Genomic DNA, 18,983 nt, shown 5'->3' with positions numbered 1-18,983 from the left:
ACATTCTGGAGCAAGGATGGGCAAGCGCAAGTCAAAGCGCAAACCCAAACCCAAACCCAAACCCAAACCCAAACCCAAACCCAAACCCAAACCCAAACCCAAACCCAAACCCAAACCCAAACCGCACTAATTCCAATCCTTACTAAAAATAGACAAAAAAAAGACCGCTTACATTATAAGCGGTTACAGTTCACAAAAAAATTTGGAACCGTGCAGTTTTGGATAGGAGTGGAGAGAAACCATACTGTAGTTACAGTATATTGTATCCGTTTACATTCTGTCAATACTTTATTTGAATAATTTGCTCACTGCTGGATATTATTGTTGTCCATCGCCATAAGCTTCGGACCAGTGTTTTATCTTTTTCTCAATAAACTAATCTTTTATCTTTGTTATTTGCATTTTGGGAGGAGAGAATGACACGTTTCTCCCGAGGCCAAGTCTATTAATGTAATCCTGTGTAGATGTGTGGTACAATAGGAAAGTATTTTTAGAGATTGCTAGTTTCGTGATGTCGTCAGTGTCCGGTAGCCGGGATTTTTTTTACTGTGCTGCAATAGATACATGCCTTAATATTTGGGTATGTGAATATACATAGAAGTGTTGTTCGTCAGGCAATTCATTTTTTTCAGTACTACCGCAACTTTTCAAGCCCTGCCCGGTAATAATATGTAATGCTCGGGACGGGAAAGACGTGGAAGGCGAGGAGGCCGAAACTCACCATGACGGATTCCCAGTTGATCCAGCAAATCAAGCAAGGAAATACAGAATTATATTCGGAATTGATGCGGCGTTATCAGCGCAAGATTTTGGCGTTTGTGTACCATATGCTGAAGAATTCCCATATGGAGCTCATCGCAGAGGATCTCTGCTCGGAGACCTTTTACAAGGCGTTCCGTAGTCTACATTCCTTCCGGGAAGTAGATGCATCTTTTTCGACCTGGCTATATACGATCGCTCGTAATACGGTGCTTAGTGAACTTCGTAAGAACCGTGCCGGTAACGTATCCCTCGAAGAGAGTGGATATACACCTGTAGCACCACTGGAGGTAGCCCCGGAGCAGGCTGCACTTCGCAAAGAACGGATGAACCTAGTTCGTGAAGCCATTAACAATCTTCCTGAGAAGCAGCGGTCGGCGCTGATTCTGCGTGAATACGACCAGATGGATTATCAGGAAATTGCCGTGATTCTCGATCAGAGTGTCAGCTCCGTGAAATCATTATTGTTCCGTGCCAGGAGCAGTGTGAAGCTCCAACTCGAATCCTATTTCTATGAGCCTGCCTATGATGAGGAGCAGGTTGAGAGGATGTAAGGTCAATGGACTGCAGGGAAGCGCAAGAAAGTATCCCCGCTTTATGGGACGCTCCCCGCAACGACCCCCAGCGCAAATTGCTTGAGAAGCATATCGAGAGTTGTCCTTACTGCGCGGCCGAATGGGCGTTGTGGCAGGAGAGTAGTCAGTTGGTTTTTGAGTTGCAAGAGGAAATTAGCGACGAACGCGCAGAAGCAGTAAATGCAAAAGTTATGGAGCGGATTTACCTGGAAAGTCCTTGGCTTATGCCGGGTGACGGCAGATCAGCAGGGAATTCCATGATTTTTCGCCATCGGATCAGCCTTTGGATTGCCTGTTTTTTGGCGGTGTTCATTTGTAGCTTCCTTTACTTTACGTTGTTTAAGACACCTAGTAATACTATGTCGGCGCAGAGTGGCATTGTGGAGACCGGCATTGCTGGCGTTTCTCTGGATTGGCAGTCAACTTATCCTGGAATGACCTCGGAAGGCGGAATCATTGAGCCTTTTGTAGTGAGTATGGGACCTACACACCCGCAATATTGGATGATGCTGTCCATGCTTGGGGTAGGGCTGTCGGTATTCTCGTTGACCCGCTTGAACCGTTATCGTAGACAATGAGAGATCCCTTTACACCTGTAAAGAGGATCTTTTTGTTATTTACAACGTATTTCATAATTGCACCTGCTCTCTTAAAAAGAAGACTTTTGCTTGTATCCGTGTTACATTAAGAAGCAATACTATAAGGAAGGGTGATTCGGATGCTGCTGGGCTTAGTGCGGCACGGGCTGACAGATTGGAATGCGGCTGGTAGGATACAGGGGCAGAGTGATATTCCGCTGAACGACGAGGGGAAAATGCAGGCAGTCATGTTAGGAGAAAGACTATTGCAGGAGCCTTACCGCTGGGATTATTGCATTACTAGCAGTCTGTCCCGAGCGGCAGAGACCGGAAGTATTGTTGCCGAGAAGCTGGGCATTCCACTGCTCGAAGCAGATGGACGAATCCGGGAACGGGCCTACGGCCAAGTGGAAGGACTGACCTCGGCAGAGCGTGAAGAGAGATGGGGCAAGGAATGGAACACGCTTGAGCTCGGACAGGAGAAGGATGCGCAGCTGCAGGCACGAGCACTTGACTTCATGGAGGACATCTCCGCCCGATATTCGGACAAGAATATCCTGGTCATCTCGCACGGTGGGTTCTTGGCCCAACTGTATATTGCTTTATATAAGGATAAATATGTGGAGCGGATCGGTAACCTGTCACTGACTATTCTCGAGAAAAAAGGGCAGGAATGGAACCCGCTGTTATACAATTGTTCACGTCATATCCTGCAGAACCAGCGTTAACCCGACCATTCGGGTTATTTTTTTGCGTGAAAAGGAATAAAAAGGGCATTAAATCCCATAATGGTAGTAAAACGGTGAGGCGATAAAACATGAATCTGGCGGATATGCTCACTTACGCAGATATTGGTCAGCTAACCGCCATTGCGGGACGCTACCAGTGCCAATGCAAGCAGAATTCCAAGCATGATTTGATCCAAAGCATCTTGGTTACGCTGGGAAGCCGGGATTTTCTGGAGTCTTATATCCAGGGGAGCAGTCCGGAAGAATTACGTTTCTTGAACACACTTCTGTTCGATGGACGCAGCCACTTCAGTCTTGAGGATCTGTTGGCGGCAGCGAGGCAGGCAACCTTTGATGCTGCTCCAGATAAGCAAGGGAACTATCGGGAACTGGTATCACGCTTCAAAAACGGAGGCTGGCTCTTTAACGGCGCTTCACAACAGACACGGTATTTATACCAGATGCCGGGCGACTTGAAGGCACGTTTTCGGGAAGCCCTGGGCCGGCACATTCTGGAGAAGGTTGACGGAAGTCCAGAGCCTGAAGGGTACCGGAGCGAAGGTGATATGCTGGAGAGTGACTTGTTGCTAATCCTGCGGTATATTGGGGAGAACGAGCCGGAGCTAAATCAAGAAGGAGCGCTTTACAAGCGTTACCAGCAGGGGCTGATGAAAGCTCTTCATATCCCGGAGCCGCTGCTTAGCAAGGGGGGGTGGAGGTTCGGATACGGAAGGGCCGGCGAACATTATCCGCCCAGGTTGGCCCTGCTATATGATTATGCCCGTCATCGTCACTGGATCTCTGAGGCAGGCTTCCGACTAAGATTGACTGCGGCAGGAGTGGCAGTGCTGGAAGCTGGAAAATGTAAAGACCTGATGCAGTTATTCTCCTTTTGGTTAAGACTGTATAAAGGTGCCATACCCAATCTACCCTCACTGGTGTACTGGATCAGTACAAGTGCAGACCGGTGGGTCAGTGTTCCATCACTGGTCAGGGGAGTAGGCTGGCTAGTCAAGCCGTTTTATTATGATGATGCTACTTCCATTATGGAAGGGCGGGTTTTGCGGATGATGGTACATCTGGGAATGCTGAGGCTAGGTGAGAGCTCGGAAGGGCCTGCCGTCATGATGACATCATGGGGAACCCAGGCTGCGGCGCCAAAGAAGCTTTTTCAGTAGAAGAACAGAAGGTCATTAAAAAGATCTGAATGGTAGACGAACCTACATACCGCAGCTTCCTGAATTCTTCTCTTTGCAGAAGAAGCATAGCCGGGGGTAGGCACAGACACATTCATCGATGTGGAAGCCATAATGTTGAACGGAGCTGGAATTGGTGAATATGATTTAGTAGGAGCCGGCTTCAATGTAACCGAAAACAAAAGAAGGCCCGAAAACACGGAATCTCTTAAACAGCGGAGGTGTATCGAATGGACAAAATGAAGGCTACCTATGAAGTGATGCTTGGACTTGCAGCAGAAATGGTGTGGGACGAAGCGCTGCGAAAGCGGCGTACCGACATCTTGTACCGGGAGATCGACACGGCGCTGGCTGCGGGGGACGAGACTGCTTTCCGGAATCTGACCGCAGAGCTGAAAAACCTGGCTTAAGGATCTTATACATTTTCAGGACCCGCAAAGTACCTGAGAAAAAATCAAGGCATCAGCCTCACGTAGTGGGGCTGTTTTGGGATATCAGGACATAAGGTGCTTAAATAGGCCGGATGTCCTGATATTTATGTTGAAGTGACTTTTACGGATTCAAAGGTAGACGATCATCTCGCGCGTTCACTATAATAGGACCTGTATATTTCTGACTTGGCTCTATATTATCAACAAAGGAGAGGAACGAGATGAAATTTAGTGATTTTGATCCCGCAGCCTGGAAAGAGAATGGGAAATTCTATGATACTTGTCTGATTCCTTTCACGGGTTTGCAGGGTACAGAGAGCCCTGTTGAGACAGCTGCCGCGCTTGAAAGACTGCGTGATTTTATGGACATAGTTGAGATTCCATTTCGTGGCCGAATTGTGACCTATCCCGCTTTGCAGTACATGGGGGCCGGATATAAGGGATTAATTAATGAGCTTTGTCATAAAGTCAAATCCAGTGGCTTCCAGTATGCAGTAGTGCTGACTGTGGATGTGAACCTGTCTGGGCATGAGATTATTGAAAGCGATTTAGTGCTGGCCCTGCCTAATATTGAAGTGCCTAAAGGGGGACGTCTAAATACCATCGTGGGGGACAGAATTCAGGAAATGTGGCAGAAATAAAAGAGGGTTAAATGTGACGAAAAATCAACAATTTATGAATTTATGCCCTTTTCGGCTTGTCACAAAATAGACAATATTCTTGACGGGTTTTGGAGCCTGGGCTATGATTAGGTTGAACTTATGTGACATGTGATCTTATTCATTGAAATCGGATTTAGCAATAAAGAAACAAAATAACTGAAGCGCTTTTATTTCCAAATGGGCACCCATATTCGGTCCAGCCTCTTAATCTTACGGCGATATACATTTTCTTATATATTGAAAGAGGGGGTTATATTGCAATATGAGCAGCTATAATGAGCAACAGGAGACCTGGCCCGACCAACCACCCAGCCGTAAAGAGATGTCACGCAGGCAATTTTTAACGTACACGCTCGGCGGTGCCACTGCTTTTATGGGAGTGGGTGCGATTCTCCCCATGATCCGCTTTGCTGCGGACCCGATACTACATAAGAAAGGCGCAGGGGAGTTCATCAAAGTTGTGGAAACCGGAAAAATTACCGATGAACCACAGGAATTTACATTTGAGCTTCAGCAGCAAGACGGATGGTATGCCAGTACAGCTACGCTGACGGCCTGGATCCGTAAAGATGAGAGCGGAGAAATTTATGCGCTTTCACCAATTTGTAAACATCTGGGATGTACGATTGGCTGGAACAATAACAAGACGCACCCGGATGAATATCATTGCCCTTGTCACGGTGCTCGTTATACCAAGCTGGGCAAGAATCTGGCGGTGGCACCGAAACCTCTGGATCAATACAAGACGAAAATTGATAACGGCTGGGTGTATCTCGGAGACATTATACCGAATACCGTAGCTAACAAGGAGGCGTAGATTCCGATGTTTAAAAATGTCTATAACTGGATTGATGAACGTTTGGATATTACGCCGATCTGGAGAGATGTGGCTGACCATGAAGTTCCCGAACACGTCAATCCGGCGCATCATTTCTCGGCATTCGTATACTGTTTTGGCGGACTTACGTTCTTCATCACGGTGATTCAAATTCTCTCTGGGATGTTCCTCACCATGTACTACGTACCCGATATCATTAATGCTTATGCCAGTGTGGAATACTTACAGACAAAGGTTGCATTCGGACAAATTGTACGCGGGATGCACCACTGGGGCGCAAGTCTCGTTATCGTTATGATGTTCCTTCATACGATGCGTGTATTCTTTACCGGCTCTTACAAAGCACCGCGGGAAATGAACTGGATCGTGGGCATGCTGATCTTCTTTGTCATGTTAGGTCTGGGTTTGACTGGTTATTTGCTGCCTTGGGACAACAAAGCGTATTTCGCCACCAAGGTTACGCTGGAGATTGCCAACTCGGTTCCAGTGATGGGACCTGTGCTTAAGGAATTGATGCAGGGAGGTACGATCGTCGGCGCGGAAACGCTGACCCGCTTCTTTGCACTGCATGTATTCTTCCTTCCGGCGGTATTGCTTATTCTGCTTGTAGGACACTTTATCATGATCCGCAGACAGGGTATCTCCGGTCCGCTATAAGACAAGTACTGGATCGTGGCTTAACGGTGCTGGTGATGCGGGGCAACACTTATAAGGAGGAGTACAGATGGCACACGGAGATAACTCCAAAGAAAAGGTCGTGTATGTCGGTGATTCCCGTGTACGGAGGGGAAGCGGATTCATTACGCCGCCTGACTATACAGCTTATCCCGGTAAATCGGAAGCTTTTATCCCTAACTTTCTATTAAAAGAGTGGATGGTCGGCGTGGTAGTTCTGGTCGGTATTCTAGTGCTAACCATTTCCGAGCCAGCGCCGCTGGGCTTTCCTGCAAATGCAAGCGCGACAGTCATTCCCATCCCTGACTGGTACTTCCTTTTTCTTTATCAGTACTTGAAATTGCCTTATGCATCGGGGGATTACATCGTTCTCGGTACCCTGGGTGTTACGGGCGTAGCGTTCGGCTCGCTGCTTCTGGCTCCATTCCTGGATACAGGCCGAGAGCGCCGCTTCTATCGTCGTCCGATCGCCTCTTCGTTGATGTTCCTGTCCCTTGCGGCCATAGTCTACCTGACAAACACCGCCTGGACGGAATACAAGCATGAGATGGCGGAAACGGGTCAAATCCCGGAAGATGTTCAGCGTGAGGAAAAAGCGGCGGAGAACCGGGCCAAGGGCTTGCCTACGTCCAGTGCAGTCAAGGCTAAGGAGATTGCAATTGTGGACAAGGATGACCCGGCCATGGCGCTTTTCAAGCAGGCGACCTGTATCTCCTGTCATGCTACCGATTTGAAGGGGGCAGCAGGCCCTTCTCTACGCGGGGTGGGGGACACTCACGACAAGGAAGCGATTCTTAAAATCATTAAAGACGGCCAGGGACAGATGCCATCTATGCTGGAGGCTGCAACGGGTGCAGGCCTGTCAGATAAGGATATTGACGATCTGGCCGGATGGCTTGCGAAACAAAAAAGTCAACAGTAAAATAGAGTTAACGCAAACCTGATCGTGCATGCGGTCAGGTTTTTGCATGAATATAAGGATTTATATGTTTTAAGTTATAAATCAGCCTTATATTTCTTGCTGAACGGGTACCGTCCATTAGAGGATGGCAAAGCCGTTTCTGCTTGGTCTTGCATAAAGTGTCATCGGGAGGTTAATAGTCAGAATGTCGCAACATTGGGTTGAGAAACTGTTTAAACACCGGGGAATTCTTTGGCTCTTATTCATTGTGAACCTACTCGGTACGATTTATGGGTATATGTGGTACGGCAACCAGCTCGCATACACAGCGGATCACTATCCGCTTTGGCTGCTCCCAATGGTGCCTGACAGCCCAACGGCTAGCCTCTTCTTTACCATAGCACTCCTGCTGCTGTTGTTTCCGCCGAAAAGCCTAAACGGGAATATTGTTCGCGGAATTATTGAAGCGCTTGCGGTAGTCACTTCCGTGAAATATGGGATCTGGGCGGTCAGCGTTATTTTTGCCGGGGGCTATCTTGGGGATGCCCTGACCTGGCAGGATTGGATGTTAGTCATTTCTCATACAGGGATGGCTGTGGAGGCATTGTTATATGCGAGATTCTTCTCGTATCGAAAAATGCTACCCTTGGCCTTAATCTACACATTGTTCAACGATACAGTAGATTATTCCTATGGCGTTTTCCCTTGGTTGCCATCGGTGCTTACAGATCATGTGCAGCAGGTGATGTATTTTACCTTCGCGCTCACGATCTTTAGTACAGCTGCCGCCTGGGTGTTTCATGGTAGGAAAAACAGACTCTGAGGGAGCTCTAACGAGGCGTCATTTCCTTCATTGCATCTGTTCTATCCCTTGTCCTGCTGCCATACATTTAGGGTAGGAGGGATGTCTCATGCCGCGCAGAAGGTATAGTTTGTTGATTGGCCTGATACTCTGCTGGCTGGTGGCCGGGCTGTATGGAGCGACGGGAGCCGCAGCCTTTGGTACCGGAGCGGATCATTCGGGTAGCGGTACAGTGCAGAAAGTTCCAGAGACGACTGATGACGGTTCGGCTGTGCTTGGAGCAAGGAATGATGCACAGCAGCTGGAACAGGCAGCGGAAGCGCTGTATGGCTATGTGGTGGATGGTAATGTTGCCAAGGTCCGGCAGCTGACCGAGGAAATCTCGCGGATTTTTGTGTCCTCTTCCTTTGAAGGGCTGACCTCGGTGGAAGGCATCAATGCACTGTCGGCTGTAATTATAGACCTGAAGTCTGCCATTGCCGGGGTGAAAATCTCCCCTGAACGCTGGGAGTCTGCTGCCGCGAGACTGAGGCTGGCGGCTAACAGCCTGAATCATCCACGCCAGCCGATGTGGCTCCATTACTACAAGCTGCTGCGTGAGGACCTGAACGCGATGGAGCAGAGTGCCTCTGCTAGTGATTTGACAGCGTGGAAAACGGCGCTGGAGCGGCTGCAGGGCAGGTATGACAATATCCGTCCGGCGGTGCTGATCTCGCGTCAGCCTGAGGTCGTGAATGCCTTAGATTCCTGGCTGTCTTACGCAGCTGGTGTGCCGTCCCAGAGCCAAAAGCCGGAACGTGCCCGGCTTATGGAGATCATCTCATACGGCCACGAGGCGGTCCGGGTGATGTTTGGCAAAGAAAAGGATGAGCCCGCCCTATCGCTCCCGCTGGCGCCGAAGGAATACGGGGCCTGGGGACTGCTGGCAGCCGGATTTATTATTGCCGCCCTTGTCTACGTCGCTTACCGCAAATACCGCGGCCAGAACGAGGAATGGAAGCCGGTTTAGAGCGGCGGCATGAGGACTGGAAGCCGATGTAGAGAGGTGGTCCTGAGGATCGGGAGTCGATACAGGGTGACCATGTGAGAACCGGGGCTCATGTAGAGCGACAATGTGAGGGTTGGAAGCTATATAGAGCGACAATGTAAGGGATGGAAGTCAGTAAAAGGGCATTCCATGAGAGCTGGAAGTCGATTTAGAGAGGGACAACCTGAAGATTGGAAATTGATACACTGTGACCCCAAAAGGGGCGGGTAGTCCTTCGACAAGGTTCAGTGGTGGAATTGAACCAGGGGAATGAAGGGGATCGGCGAGGCACGCCGGTCTCTTTTTGTGTTGATTACTAGAGTGAGGAAGGGGTTGGACGGGTTTCTTTTCTAAGGTGAGTCGTTTCTGGACGGGCTGGAGCGGATAGGAAACTAGGTACGACCCTGCTTGTACGCGGGCAGTGGAGCTGCTGAAGAAACTAAGTGCAATCTTGACTAGACTGAGCTGTGGGGGCAATTTGAGAACTAAGTGCAATTTTGTACCTTAATTTGTTGGAAATATAGTTTTAGAGGCATTTAGTGGCAAAAATGTATGTTAAATATTGCGATAAAGCCTGTAACAGCCAATCTCGAGGTAATTAAGGTACAGAAATGCACTTAATCACTGGAATGATAAGTTGGAGAGAAAATTAAGGTGCAATATTGCACTTATTTCCGATAGCAGATGCTTTCGGCACTGCGGAATGGCTGGATTATGGATAAGAACATGTGTATTTGAGAATGGCTGGAGAGTATGTGCTAGAAGTTAGAAGTCGAAAATTAAAGAGTAAAGGGTGAAGGTTGAAGAGTTAGAAGTTAGAGTTTAGGAGTTAGAAGTTAGAAGTTAGAAGTTAGAAGTTAGAAGTTAGAAGTTAGAAGTTAGAAGTTAGAAGTTAGAAGTTAGAAGTTAGAAGTTAGAGTTTAGAGGTTAGGGGTTAGAGGTTAGGGGTTAGGGGTTAGGAGTTAGGAGTTAGGGGTTAGGAGTTAGAGGTTAGTGGTTAGGGTTAGGGTTAGGGTTAGGGTTAGAGTTTAGGGGTTAGAGGTTAGAGTTTAGAGGTTAGAGGTTAGAGGTTAGAGGTTAAAGGTTAGGGATTAGAAGCCAGTCCTTTATTGGTTTAAAAAGATTGCTGCAAAGTGAGAGTGGTTTTGTGTTCACTCAGAAACGTCGGTGTTGATGTTGGAGCTGTGGTGTATATGTTGCAGATAGTACGCTAACTTTTCAACTAAAAAAGCCGCTGATTTGATTGCTTCTCGCAACCGAACCGCGACTTTTTATATGTTTTTATCATGCGACTACTATTAGTACAGTCCAATTTATGTAATAGAACAATACTAAAAATCCGGATCAACAATTTCAATTATCATCAGTCCACACCAATCAATATTGATTAACGTCAATCTATATCAGTAATATCAATCAACATCAGCTAACTACGTCTCCCGGAACCCTTCACCCTGCACATCATGGACATCGTTGATAATGACAAAGGCGCGGGGATCAACGGATTTGACTAATTGACTGAGCCTGCGGATCTCTTGGCGGGATACCACGCAGTACACCATGTATTTGGCCTGTTTGGAATAAGCGCCGATGGCGGGTATCAAGGTTACCCCGCGCTCCAGCTCCTCGCTAATGAGATCGGCGATCTTTGGGGCCTCGTCGCTGATGATGGTAAAGGCTTTGGCGGCATAGGCGCCTTCCTGTATGAAATCAATGACCCGGGAGGAAATGAATACAGCCACGAGGGTATACAGAATCTTTTCCCGCGAAATGTATAACAGAGAAGCACCAATAATGATGACATCAGTGGTAAGGATAACCTGTCCCATGCTCCAGCCGAATTTGCGTCCGATGATCCGTGCAACAATATCGACGCCGCCGGTGGTCCCTCCGAAGCGGAATACGATACCCAGGCCAAGGCCGAGGGTCACCCCTGCATATAATGAAGCGAGAATAAAATCATGCTCTGTGCTAAACGGGTTGATCCAGCCCAGATCGATCATTTTTTCGAACAACCATAGGAATATAGTCAGAGAACCAATACCGACTCCGGTATAGACGATCTGGCGCCCGCCGAGTACCTTCCAGCCCATTAAAAAGAGCGGCAGATTAATTAGTAGTGTAGTCAGAAAGATCGGAATGTGGAACGCGTAGTTTAGCAGGATGGTTATCCCTGTAACACCGCCCTCCATCAGTTGGTTCGGAATGATAAAATACAGCAGTCCGAAGGCATAGATGGCGCTTCCCAGCATGATTGGCGCTACTGTTTTTGTAATCGCAAACAATTTGGATGAATTCATATAATCCCTCGTTAGGCCTCTATAGGGCATTTTTCTGGACTTTTACTTGTCTACAATAAGTATGCCTTTTTTATCTGATACTTAAAATTCCTTAAAAAAGATTTGTCTTCAAAACGTCTTTACGATAACATAGGGGCAAACAATAGGCAAGATGCAACAGGGGGCGAAGGAACATTTTATGGAAAAAAGTCTGAATGAAATTCAGCGTGAAGTAGATGCATATATCTCGCAGTTTAAGGAAGGTTACTTCAGCCCGCTGGCGATGTTGGCCCGAATGTCCGAGGAAGTCGGCGAACTGGCCCGCGAGGTGAACCATCAATTCGGCGAAAAGCCGAAGAAGGCGGATGAAGCGGACAATTCTATCGAGCTAGAGCTCGGGGACATCTTGTTTATCACCATTTGTTTTGCCAATTCACTTGGCATTGATCTCACAGAGGCTCATGACAAGGTCATGCACAAGTTCAATACGCGTGATGCCGACCGTTGGACCAAGAAAAACACCGATTAGGCAAATGTATCATATGCTGTACCAAACGACCGGCACTTGAAGCCGTGAGGATGGTGCATATATGAGTAATACTGATTATATCAAAGATGCTTACCGTGCCATTTTGCGCAGTGATTTTGCGGAGGCCGTATCCTGCTTCGAGAAGGCGATTACCGCCAGCCCTTGCGATGCGGAGGTTCGATACCGTTGTTCCATTACTTATGCGCGTAGTGGCAAATTGGATAAAGCGGTCGAGCACGCCCTTGTCGCAGTGAAGCTGGACGGCAGCAAGCCGGAATATAATCTCCACCTGCAGCATTTGCAGGCAATGAGGCTTGTCAACGAAGCCAAACGATTGCTGGAAGATGAAGAGGCAGGTACTCTCAACCCGTATCACCCCATTACATTATTAAAAGAAGCGGTCACGCTGGATCCTTTATATGGTGACGCTTATGTATGGCTGGCCATTGCGCATAGCCGGATGAATGAGCATGTACAGGCGATCTCCGCCTTGAAAGAAGTTATTTCCTTGCATCCGGATGATGCCGGATTACGGCAATTGATGAAGGACCTACAGAAATCATTGCAGACTTATATGCAATAACTACAGAACCAGCGAAAGCGAGGATGAATTTGATATGAGCAGTAAGAAAATCAGAGTAATTGTAGCAGGTGCAGGCGGAAGAATGGGTAAGGAAGTATTGAAGCTGGTTCTTCAGGATGAAGAACTGGAACTGGCTGCTGCGGTAGACCGGTCCTCAGCTGAAAGCGATGCAGGCCGTCTAGCCGGGTTGGAGGAAGCTGGCATCGTAGTGGTGAGTGACTTGGAGACTGCGCTTGCCAGCAGCAACGCGGATGTGCTTGTAGACTTTACGAACCCGAAAGCGGCTTATCCGCATACCGCGCTGGCTGTTAAATATGGCGTTCGTCCTGTAATTGGTACAACCGGATTTACTCCGGAACAAATCGCCGAGCTGGACAAGCAGTGTAAGGATCAGGGGATTGGCGGTTTGATCGCGCCGAACTTCTCTATTGGAGCCATTCTGCTCATGAAATTTGCTGCACAGGCCTCCAAGTACTTCCCTAATCTGGAGATTATCGAGTACCATGGAGACCAGAAGCTGGATGCACCATCCGGTACTGCCATTAAGACGGCCGAAATGATCTCTGAAGTGAGGCAAGAGCTTCGCCAGGGCAATCCGCTGGAAGAAGAGATAATTGAAGGCTCGCGTGGCGGTTATTACAACGGCTTCCGTATTCACAGTGTTCGTCTGCCGGGCATTTTCGCCCAGGAAGAAGTGATATTCGGCGATTTCGGGCAATCCCTGAAGATCCGTCATGATTCCTATGAACGTGCGGGTTATATGCCAGGAGTCAAGATCGGGATACAGAAGGTAATGGAATATACAGGAATGATCTACGGATTTGAGCATTTTATAGATTAGACGGGAGAGAGTACACCATGATGAGAATCGCATTTATTGCGCATGACCGCAAAAAGGATGAGATGGTTAACTTTGTGACGGCGTATGAGCATGTTTTTAAAGGGCATGAATTATTTTCAACGGGAACTACAGGTCAGCGGATTATGGATGTCACAGAGCTAGTCATTCACCGCTACATGAGTGGCCCTCTCGGAGGAGATCAGCAAATCGGGTCCATGGTGGCTCAGGATGAGCTGGATCTCATTATTTTCTTGCGCGACCCGCTGATGGCGCAGCCGCATGAGCCGGATATTACGGCGCTACTCCGTCTTTGTGACGTATATGGCATACCGGTGGCTACGAATATCGCTACCGCGGAAATTCTGGTCAAGGCGATTGACCGGGGGGATTTTGCCTGGCGTGAGCTGGTACATAAATATAAACCGGGGGTAGACGAATGAAGCTGGATATTCTCATATTCGGCGCTCATGCAGACGATGCTGAAATCGGTATGGGGGGAACGATTGCCAAGCATACAGCTGCTGGCCTGAAGGTAGGTTTGTGTGATCTGACGGCCGCTGAGATGTCCTCCAACGGTACAGTTGAGCTTCGCAAGACCGAAGCGCAGCGTGCGGCTGACGTGCTTGGCGTTACCGTCCGGAGTAATCTGGGGCTGCCTGACAGAGGTCTTCATATTACTGAAGAACACGTGGCTGCGGTTACCGCTGAGATTCGCAAGTACGCGCCTGATATTGTATTCGCGCCGTACTGGGAAGACCGCCATCCCGATCATATTGCCTGCTCCAAGCTTGTAGAGGAAGCGGTTTTTAACGCCAAGCTGCGTAAATATATGCCGGACAAGCCTGCGGTCGCCGCGCCGCAGCTGTATTTTTACTTCATCAATGATCTGGGCCGGACCGATTTGATCGTCGATGTAACAGAACAATACGGGGTGAAGGAGCAGGCGCTATCCTGCTACCGCTCCCAGTTCACCAAGCCGGAAGGAGAGGACGCTGTATCCACTCCCCTGACTGAGGGTTATATCGAACGTGTCCGGTCGAGAGACATGCTGCTTGGACAGCGCAGACTCATTCCTTATGCGGAAGGGTTCGCGACAAAAGTACCTTATGCTGTGGAAATGTTCACTGCCGGGAATGGTTCGCAGCAGTCATCGTGACGAGGCGCGACAGGGCACTTCTAAGGGAATTGCCGCCATCTTATAATGAAAGTGATTTATATTGGCGGCAATACCAGAAGTTCTTTCCTGAAGAAATTCAGCTAAAAGCAGTGGATCTTCCGTCCGAAGAATGGTGGGAATGGGACAAGGGAACTATTCATATAGATCGTATGCCTGTGACAAGCTCCAAACTGAAGATCATTTCAGTTCATGGAGCAGGCGGTAATGGCAGGATGCTTGCGCCCTATGCCAAAATGCTGCAGAACAGCGGATACGAAGTGGTGTCACCCGACCTGCCTCCTTACGGACTAAGCCGTGCGCATTCTTTTCATTCTATTGACTACCAGATCTGGATCCAGCTGATCTCGGATTTGATTGACCGGGAGCTGGAGCGGGATGAACGACCTATTGTTCTGCTCGGCAGCAGCATTGGCGGTATGCTGTCATATCATGCGGCTGCGCACAATAAAAAAGTAAAAGGCCTGATAGCAACGACATTTGTTGACACCAGCCGGAGTGAGGTTCGTGATCAGCTGGCTCCTAACAAGTTGATCAGCCGATTCGGCAAATTGATGTTGGACTCATTTCCAATGGTATTGGATTCCTTGAAAATATCTGTGAACCATGTTTCACGCATGCATTTCATTTCTAATAATAGCGAGTTAAACCAACTAATTATGAATGATTCAGGGGCGGCAGGCACCAAGGTTCCATTACGCCTGTTACGAACCTTTCTGGATATGAAGCTGTCCGTTAGACCTGAGCATTTTGAGGTCTGTCCAGTCCTATTGGTTCATCCACAGGAGGATCGAATGACGCCGATTTCACTTAGCGAACCCTTTTATAATAAACTTAGGGTTAGTAAAAAATGTGTGATTTTGGAGGGAGCCGGGCATTTCCCGCTCGAATCTCCAGGCATGGAGCAAATGAAAGATGCGGTGCTTGCTTTCTTGCAAGCATTAGAAAATGAGTAAACAACTCAACTTTATATAAGAAGTTACCAAACATTAGACAAGAAGGGGACGGAAAGATGGACCGGTTGTTAAAGATAGGCATTACTTGTTATCCGTCTCTGGGCGGCTCGGGCGTAGTGGCAACTGAACTGGGCAAGCTGCTGGCTGAAAAAGGCCATGAGGTCCACTTTATTACCCACAGTATCCCGTTCCGGCTCGGAACGTTTCAGAAAAATATATTTTACCATGAGGTTGAGGTCAACGATTATTATGTGTTCCGTTACCCGCCTTATGATCTGGCACTAGCTAATAAGATGGCTCAGGTTGCTAAAATGCAAAATCTGGACATTCTGCATGTCCATTATGCAGTTCCGCATGCGGTTTGTGCATTTCTCGCCAAACAAATGCTGAACAATGATATGAAAGTTGTAACGACTCTGCATGGTACGGATATTACGGTGCTGGGTCAGGATGAGTCGCTGAAGGATTTGATCCGGCTCGGTATTAATGAAAGTGATGCGGTCACCGCCGTATCGCAGGACTTGATAAAAGAAACGCGTAAGGTCCTTGATATCACACGCGATATTGATCTTACCTACAATTTTGTAGACAAGCGTGTTTACTATCCGCGGGATGTAACGGATTTGCGCGGCGATTTTGCCAAACCTGATGAGAAAATCCTCATGCACATCTCTAACTTCCGTCCAGTCAAACGTGTCGGAGATGTAGTGGATGTATTCGCCCGGGTCAGCCAGAAGATTCCTTCCAAGCTCCTGCTGGTCGGCGAAGGGCCGGATCTGCCGAAGATTCAGGCTAAAATCAGTGAGATGGGTCTTGACGACAAGGTTCGTTTCCTCGGAAAGCAAGATGAAATCGCTCAAGTGATCTCTTTGGCTGATCTGTTGCTTCTTCCTTCCGAGAAGGAGAGCTTTGGTCTTGTCGCGCTGGAGGCGATGGCCTGCGGTGTTCCGACCATTGGTTCTCAGGCTGGGGGCATACCGGAATTGATTCAGCATGGCAAAACAGGCTTTTTGGCCCCGATCGGCGACACGAAGACGATGGCAGAATATGCCGTTAAGCTGTTGTCCAATGAGGTCATGATTGAGGAATTCAGAGCAGCCTGTCTGCATCGGGCCTGTGAGGATTTCTGCAATAATACGATCACGGATCAATATGAATCCATTTATTACCGGGTACTTGACCGCAAGGTGCCGGAACTGGGTTATGGTTCGGGAGTTAGGAGCTTCTAATGGAATGGAAGATGGCGCCTGCCGGCATGGCGGAAGCTGCAGAGAATGTGATAGACAAGCTGATGGAGAACGGCCATGAGGCATTTTGGGTCGGGGGCTGTGTCCGCGATGAGCTGATGGGCCGTCCGGTCCATGATATGGATATCACCACTTCGGCGCTCCCGCAGGAAGTGGTGGCGCTTTTTCCGCGGACAGTCCCTACTGGACTTCAGCATGGAACCGTAACTGTTCTTGAGGGCGGTCATGCCTATGAGGTGACGACCTACCGGACAGAAAGCGGCTATGCCGATCATCGCCGTCCGGAACAGGTGGTTTTTGTCCGGGATGTAAAGGAAGACTTAAGACGCCGCGACTTTACGATGAATGCCATCTGCTGTGGAGCAGATGGTGTGCTGACGGATCCTTTTGGCGGTGCGGAGGATGTGAGCCGCCGGACCGTAAGATGTGTAGGGGACGCGGAGGAGCGCTTTGCAGAAGATGCGTTGCGGATGCTGCGCTGCGTGCGTTTCGCGTCCGTGCTGGATTTCTCCGTCGCCAAGAACACGTGGCGCGGGCTGCTGCGCCAGCGGGATAAGCTGGCGCATATTGCTGTGGAGCGGCTCCGCGCAGAGCTGGAGCGCATCGTAGAGGGGCCGCATCCCCTGCGCGGCCTCGGCATGCTGGCCCGTAGCGGGCTATTGCCGCGCGGCAAGGCCCCGTTCCCCTGGACCGATGCCGATCTGGCGGTAGCCGCCGCCCTGACGGCCGGGATCGGGGAACTTGAGGGTGCCCATCTGCGCTGGGCGCTGCTCCTGCATGCCCTAGGCGTGTCGGCCACAGAGGCCGACAGTCTGCTGCGGGCATGGACGTTCCCTGGGACGACGCGCACCGCCGTCGTCCGGGTGCTGCGGGTCCGCGAAGCCTGGACCTCAGCCCTTGAAGCAGCGCCCGCGGGGGACCCGGGCGCTGTGGAGGCCCTGCGGCGGCAATGGATCGCCGCCGTGCTGGCCCATGGCAGCGCCGCCGCCGAAGGCTGGCTGGCGCTGCTGGAGGCGCTCCCTGCAGCAGCGGGGAGCGCACCGGGCGGCGGCGCAGACCACGCCGCCTTCCTTGTGGCAGCGCCTGCGGATGCTGCCACAGCCGCTGGCCTTCCCCGTACTGGGGAAGGCCAGGACTTCCCGGCCATCGCGCGCCAGTGGATGGCGCAGATGCCGGTGCAGGCACTTGCCGGTCTCGCGGTGACCGGCAACGATCTGGCCGCGGCCTTGGAACAACGGCCGGGGCCATGGGTAGGGAGGCTGCTGCAAGACCTTCTTCAGGGGGCAGCAACCGGTGACCTGCGTAATCAACCAGAAGAATTGTTACTGGAAGCAAAAAGGATGGTAGGACATGAGCAACATTGAATTGTTATCGTTGTCCGGATTACAACAGGAAGCTTCGGCTTCCCGTTGGGGCGGACATGTACATATGCTGACGACTGTAGGGTCAACCCAGGAGGAAGCCAAGCGGCTAGCCGAGAACGGTGCTCCCGAAGGCACTACCGTCATTGCAGAGGAACAGACGGGTGGCAGAGGCCGGCAAGGTAAGAAATGGCATTCCCCGTTCGGCAAGGGCATCTGGATGAGTGTGGTGCTTCGGCCGAGTCTTCCGCTGTTGTCTACCCCGCAGCTCACGCTGATGGCGGGCGTAGCGGTCTGCCGGGCTATTCGGCGCGTGTCTGGCGTGGATGTCGGAATCAAATGGCCAAATGATCTACTCGCCGGAGACCGTAAAATATGCGGGATTCTGCTGGAGTCATCCTGTTATGAGAATGAGCTGGCCTATTGCATTGCCGGTATTGGCATTTCCGTTAATCTTGCGGAAGAGGATTACCCGGATTTTCTGAACGGAGTGGGTACCTCGCTGCTGATTGAACGGGGAGGGGCTTCTGTTGACCGTTCGGTTCTGGCCGGAGCCGTACTGACCGAGCTGGACAGTCTGTATGCCTTTTATTTGGAGCACGGTTTTTCCCCGGTTGCTCGACTATGGGAAGCCATGTCGGTTACGCTAGGCCGTCAAGTGGCCCGAAATACTCCACAAGGGCGAATGGAGGGTCTTGCGACAGGTCTGGATGATAATGGTGGCTTACTGCTGATGGACCGATCGGGACAAATTCACAGCGTATCCTCTGGTGAAATCGAGCTTATTTGAGACTTTGTACCATGACTTGTCACATTTTTTTCGTGTATTTGCGGCAATCAT

At 49.7% G+C, this 18,983-nt stretch carries 22 protein-coding genes; 21 read left to right on the top strand and 1 reads right to left on the bottom strand.

All coding sequences use genetic code 11. From position 1 onward, the window contains the following. The 12 genes from ACFRAM_RS04570 to ACFRAM_RS04515 all read left to right on the top strand — a co-directional run. Positions 1 to 300 (top strand): hypothetical protein (locus tag ACFRAM_RS04570; RefSeq protein WP_379464715.1); only part of this gene is annotated, 300 nt, incomplete at its 5' end. A gap of 422 nt (positions 301 to 722) precedes the next feature. Further along, the gene (locus tag ACFRAM_RS04565; protein ID WP_066363226.1) at positions 723 to 1,313 is read left to right on the top strand and encodes an RNA polymerase sigma factor; all 591 of its coding nucleotides are present in this window, start codon (positions 723 to 725) and stop codon (positions 1,311 to 1,313) included. Positions 1,314 to 1,318: 5 nt separating this feature from the next. Further along, on the top strand, positions 1,319 to 1,912 hold the full coding sequence (locus tag ACFRAM_RS04560) for an anti-sigma factor family protein (protein ID WP_379464714.1): 594 nt from the start codon (positions 1,319 to 1,321) through the stop codon (positions 1,910 to 1,912). A gap of 140 nt (positions 1,913 to 2,052) precedes the next feature. After that, on the top strand, positions 2,053 to 2,640 hold the full coding sequence (locus tag ACFRAM_RS04555) for a histidine phosphatase family protein (protein WP_379464713.1): 588 nt from the start codon (positions 2,053 to 2,055) through the stop codon (positions 2,638 to 2,640). A gap of 89 nt (positions 2,641 to 2,729) precedes the next feature. Then, positions 2,730 to 3,818 carry a hypothetical protein gene (locus ACFRAM_RS04550; protein ID WP_379464712.1) on the top strand — a complete coding sequence of 363 codons (1,089 nt, stop codon included), beginning with the start codon at positions 2,730 to 2,732 and terminating at the stop codon, positions 3,816 to 3,818. Between the two features lie 248 nt (positions 3,819 to 4,066). Then, complete coding sequence (locus ACFRAM_RS04545) at positions 4,067 to 4,246, top strand: IDEAL domain-containing protein (RefSeq protein ID WP_066363216.1); 180 nt, start codon at positions 4,067 to 4,069, stop codon at positions 4,244 to 4,246. 242 nt (positions 4,247 to 4,488) lie between these two features. Next, positions 4,489 to 4,908 carry a DUF2487 family protein gene (locus ACFRAM_RS04540; protein ID WP_379464711.1) on the top strand — a complete coding sequence of 140 codons (420 nt, stop codon included), beginning with the start codon at positions 4,489 to 4,491 and terminating at the stop codon, positions 4,906 to 4,908. Positions 4,909 to 5,191: 283 nt separating this feature from the next. Further along, positions 5,192 to 5,746: a Rieske (2Fe-2S) protein gene (locus tag ACFRAM_RS04535; protein ID WP_175373677.1), complete on the top strand. Its 555-nt coding sequence runs from the start codon at positions 5,192 to 5,194 to the stop codon at positions 5,744 to 5,746. A 6-nt stretch (positions 5,747 to 5,752) separates the two neighbouring features. Beyond that, entirely contained in the window at positions 5,753 to 6,424 is a 672-nt protein-coding gene (gene qcrB / locus ACFRAM_RS04530; RefSeq protein ID WP_038594453.1) for a menaquinol-cytochrome c reductase cytochrome b subunit, read from the top strand. A gap of 67 nt (positions 6,425 to 6,491) precedes the next feature. Continuing rightward, positions 6,492 to 7,364, top strand: a complete 873-nt coding sequence (locus tag ACFRAM_RS04525) for a menaquinol-cytochrome c reductase cytochrome b/c subunit (protein ID WP_379464710.1) — start codon at positions 6,492 to 6,494, stop codon at positions 7,362 to 7,364. Between the two features lie 184 nt (positions 7,365 to 7,548). Then, a complete protein-coding gene (locus ACFRAM_RS04520) occupies positions 7,549 to 8,166 on the top strand; it encodes a DUF1405 domain-containing protein (protein WP_379464709.1) in 618 nt (205 codons plus the stop codon). Between the two features lie 88 nt (positions 8,167 to 8,254). Beyond that, positions 8,255 to 9,154, top strand: a complete 900-nt coding sequence (locus tag ACFRAM_RS04515) for a sporulation protein YpjB (protein WP_379464708.1) — start codon at positions 8,255 to 8,257, stop codon at positions 9,152 to 9,154. A gap of 1,448 nt (positions 9,155 to 10,602) precedes the next feature. Here ACFRAM_RS04515 and ACFRAM_RS04510 read toward each other — a convergent pair. Beyond that, on the bottom strand, positions 10,603 to 11,472 hold the full coding sequence (locus tag ACFRAM_RS04510; RefSeq protein WP_379464707.1) for a YitT family protein: 870 nt from the start codon (positions 11,470 to 11,472) through the stop codon (positions 10,603 to 10,605). A 178-nt stretch (positions 11,473 to 11,650) separates the two neighbouring features. On the opposite strand from ACFRAM_RS04510, the gene ACFRAM_RS04505 reads away from it, so the two are divergent. From ACFRAM_RS04505 to ACFRAM_RS04465, 9 genes are all read left to right on the top strand, one after another. Beyond that, positions 11,651 to 11,980, top strand: a complete 330-nt coding sequence (locus ACFRAM_RS04505) for a nucleotide pyrophosphohydrolase (RefSeq protein ID WP_066363194.1) — start codon at positions 11,651 to 11,653, stop codon at positions 11,978 to 11,980. Between the two features lie 61 nt (positions 11,981 to 12,041). Next, positions 12,042 to 12,563: a tetratricopeptide repeat protein gene (locus ACFRAM_RS04500; protein WP_379464706.1), complete on the top strand. Its 522-nt coding sequence runs from the start codon at positions 12,042 to 12,044 to the stop codon at positions 12,561 to 12,563. A 34-nt stretch (positions 12,564 to 12,597) separates the two neighbouring features. Continuing rightward, on the top strand, positions 12,598 to 13,404 hold the full coding sequence (gene dapB, locus ACFRAM_RS04495) for a 4-hydroxy-tetrahydrodipicolinate reductase (RefSeq protein WP_379464705.1): 807 nt from the start codon (positions 12,598 to 12,600) through the stop codon (positions 13,402 to 13,404). A 17-nt stretch (positions 13,405 to 13,421) separates the two neighbouring features. After that, on the top strand, positions 13,422 to 13,844 hold the full coding sequence (mgsA, locus tag ACFRAM_RS04490) for a methylglyoxal synthase (RefSeq protein ID WP_066363183.1): 423 nt from the start codon (positions 13,422 to 13,424) through the stop codon (positions 13,842 to 13,844). Then, on the top strand, positions 13,841 to 14,560 hold the full coding sequence (gene bshB1, locus ACFRAM_RS04485; RefSeq protein ID WP_379464704.1) for a bacillithiol biosynthesis deacetylase BshB1: 720 nt from the start codon (positions 13,841 to 13,843) through the stop codon (positions 14,558 to 14,560). Before mgsA ends, bshB1 begins: the two co-directional genes overlap by 4 nt. A 29-nt stretch (positions 14,561 to 14,589) precedes the next feature. After that, positions 14,590 to 15,534 carry an alpha/beta hydrolase gene (locus ACFRAM_RS04480; RefSeq protein ID WP_379464703.1) on the top strand — a complete coding sequence of 315 codons (945 nt, stop codon included), beginning with the start codon at positions 14,590 to 14,592 and terminating at the stop codon, positions 15,532 to 15,534. Between the two features lie 56 nt (positions 15,535 to 15,590). Continuing rightward, positions 15,591 to 16,763 carry an N-acetyl-alpha-D-glucosaminyl L-malate synthase BshA gene (gene bshA, locus ACFRAM_RS04475; protein WP_379464702.1) on the top strand — a complete coding sequence of 391 codons (1,173 nt, stop codon included), beginning with the start codon at positions 15,591 to 15,593 and terminating at the stop codon, positions 16,761 to 16,763. Further along, positions 16,763 to 18,145, top strand: a complete 1,383-nt coding sequence (locus ACFRAM_RS04470) for a CCA tRNA nucleotidyltransferase (protein ID WP_379464701.1) — start codon at positions 16,763 to 16,765, stop codon at positions 18,143 to 18,145. Before bshA ends, ACFRAM_RS04470 begins: the two co-directional genes overlap by 1 nt. Beyond that, entirely contained in the window at positions 18,132 to 18,932 is an 801-nt protein-coding gene (locus ACFRAM_RS04465; RefSeq protein WP_379464700.1) for a biotin--[acetyl-CoA-carboxylase] ligase, read from the top strand. The genes ACFRAM_RS04470 and ACFRAM_RS04465 overlap by 14 nt, the downstream gene beginning before the upstream one ends. The last annotated feature ends 51 nt before the right edge of the window (positions 18,933 to 18,983 follow it).

It is taken from the genome of Paenibacillus sp. NPDC056722, from assembly GCF_042790635.1.
In the GTDB taxonomy this organism is placed as follows: Bacteria; Bacillota; Bacilli; order Paenibacillales; family Paenibacillaceae; genus Paenibacillus_AQ; species Paenibacillus_AQ agri.
The sequence above is the reverse complement of the archived record's forward strand: the minus strand, read 5'-3'. Positions and strand labels throughout refer to the sequence as shown.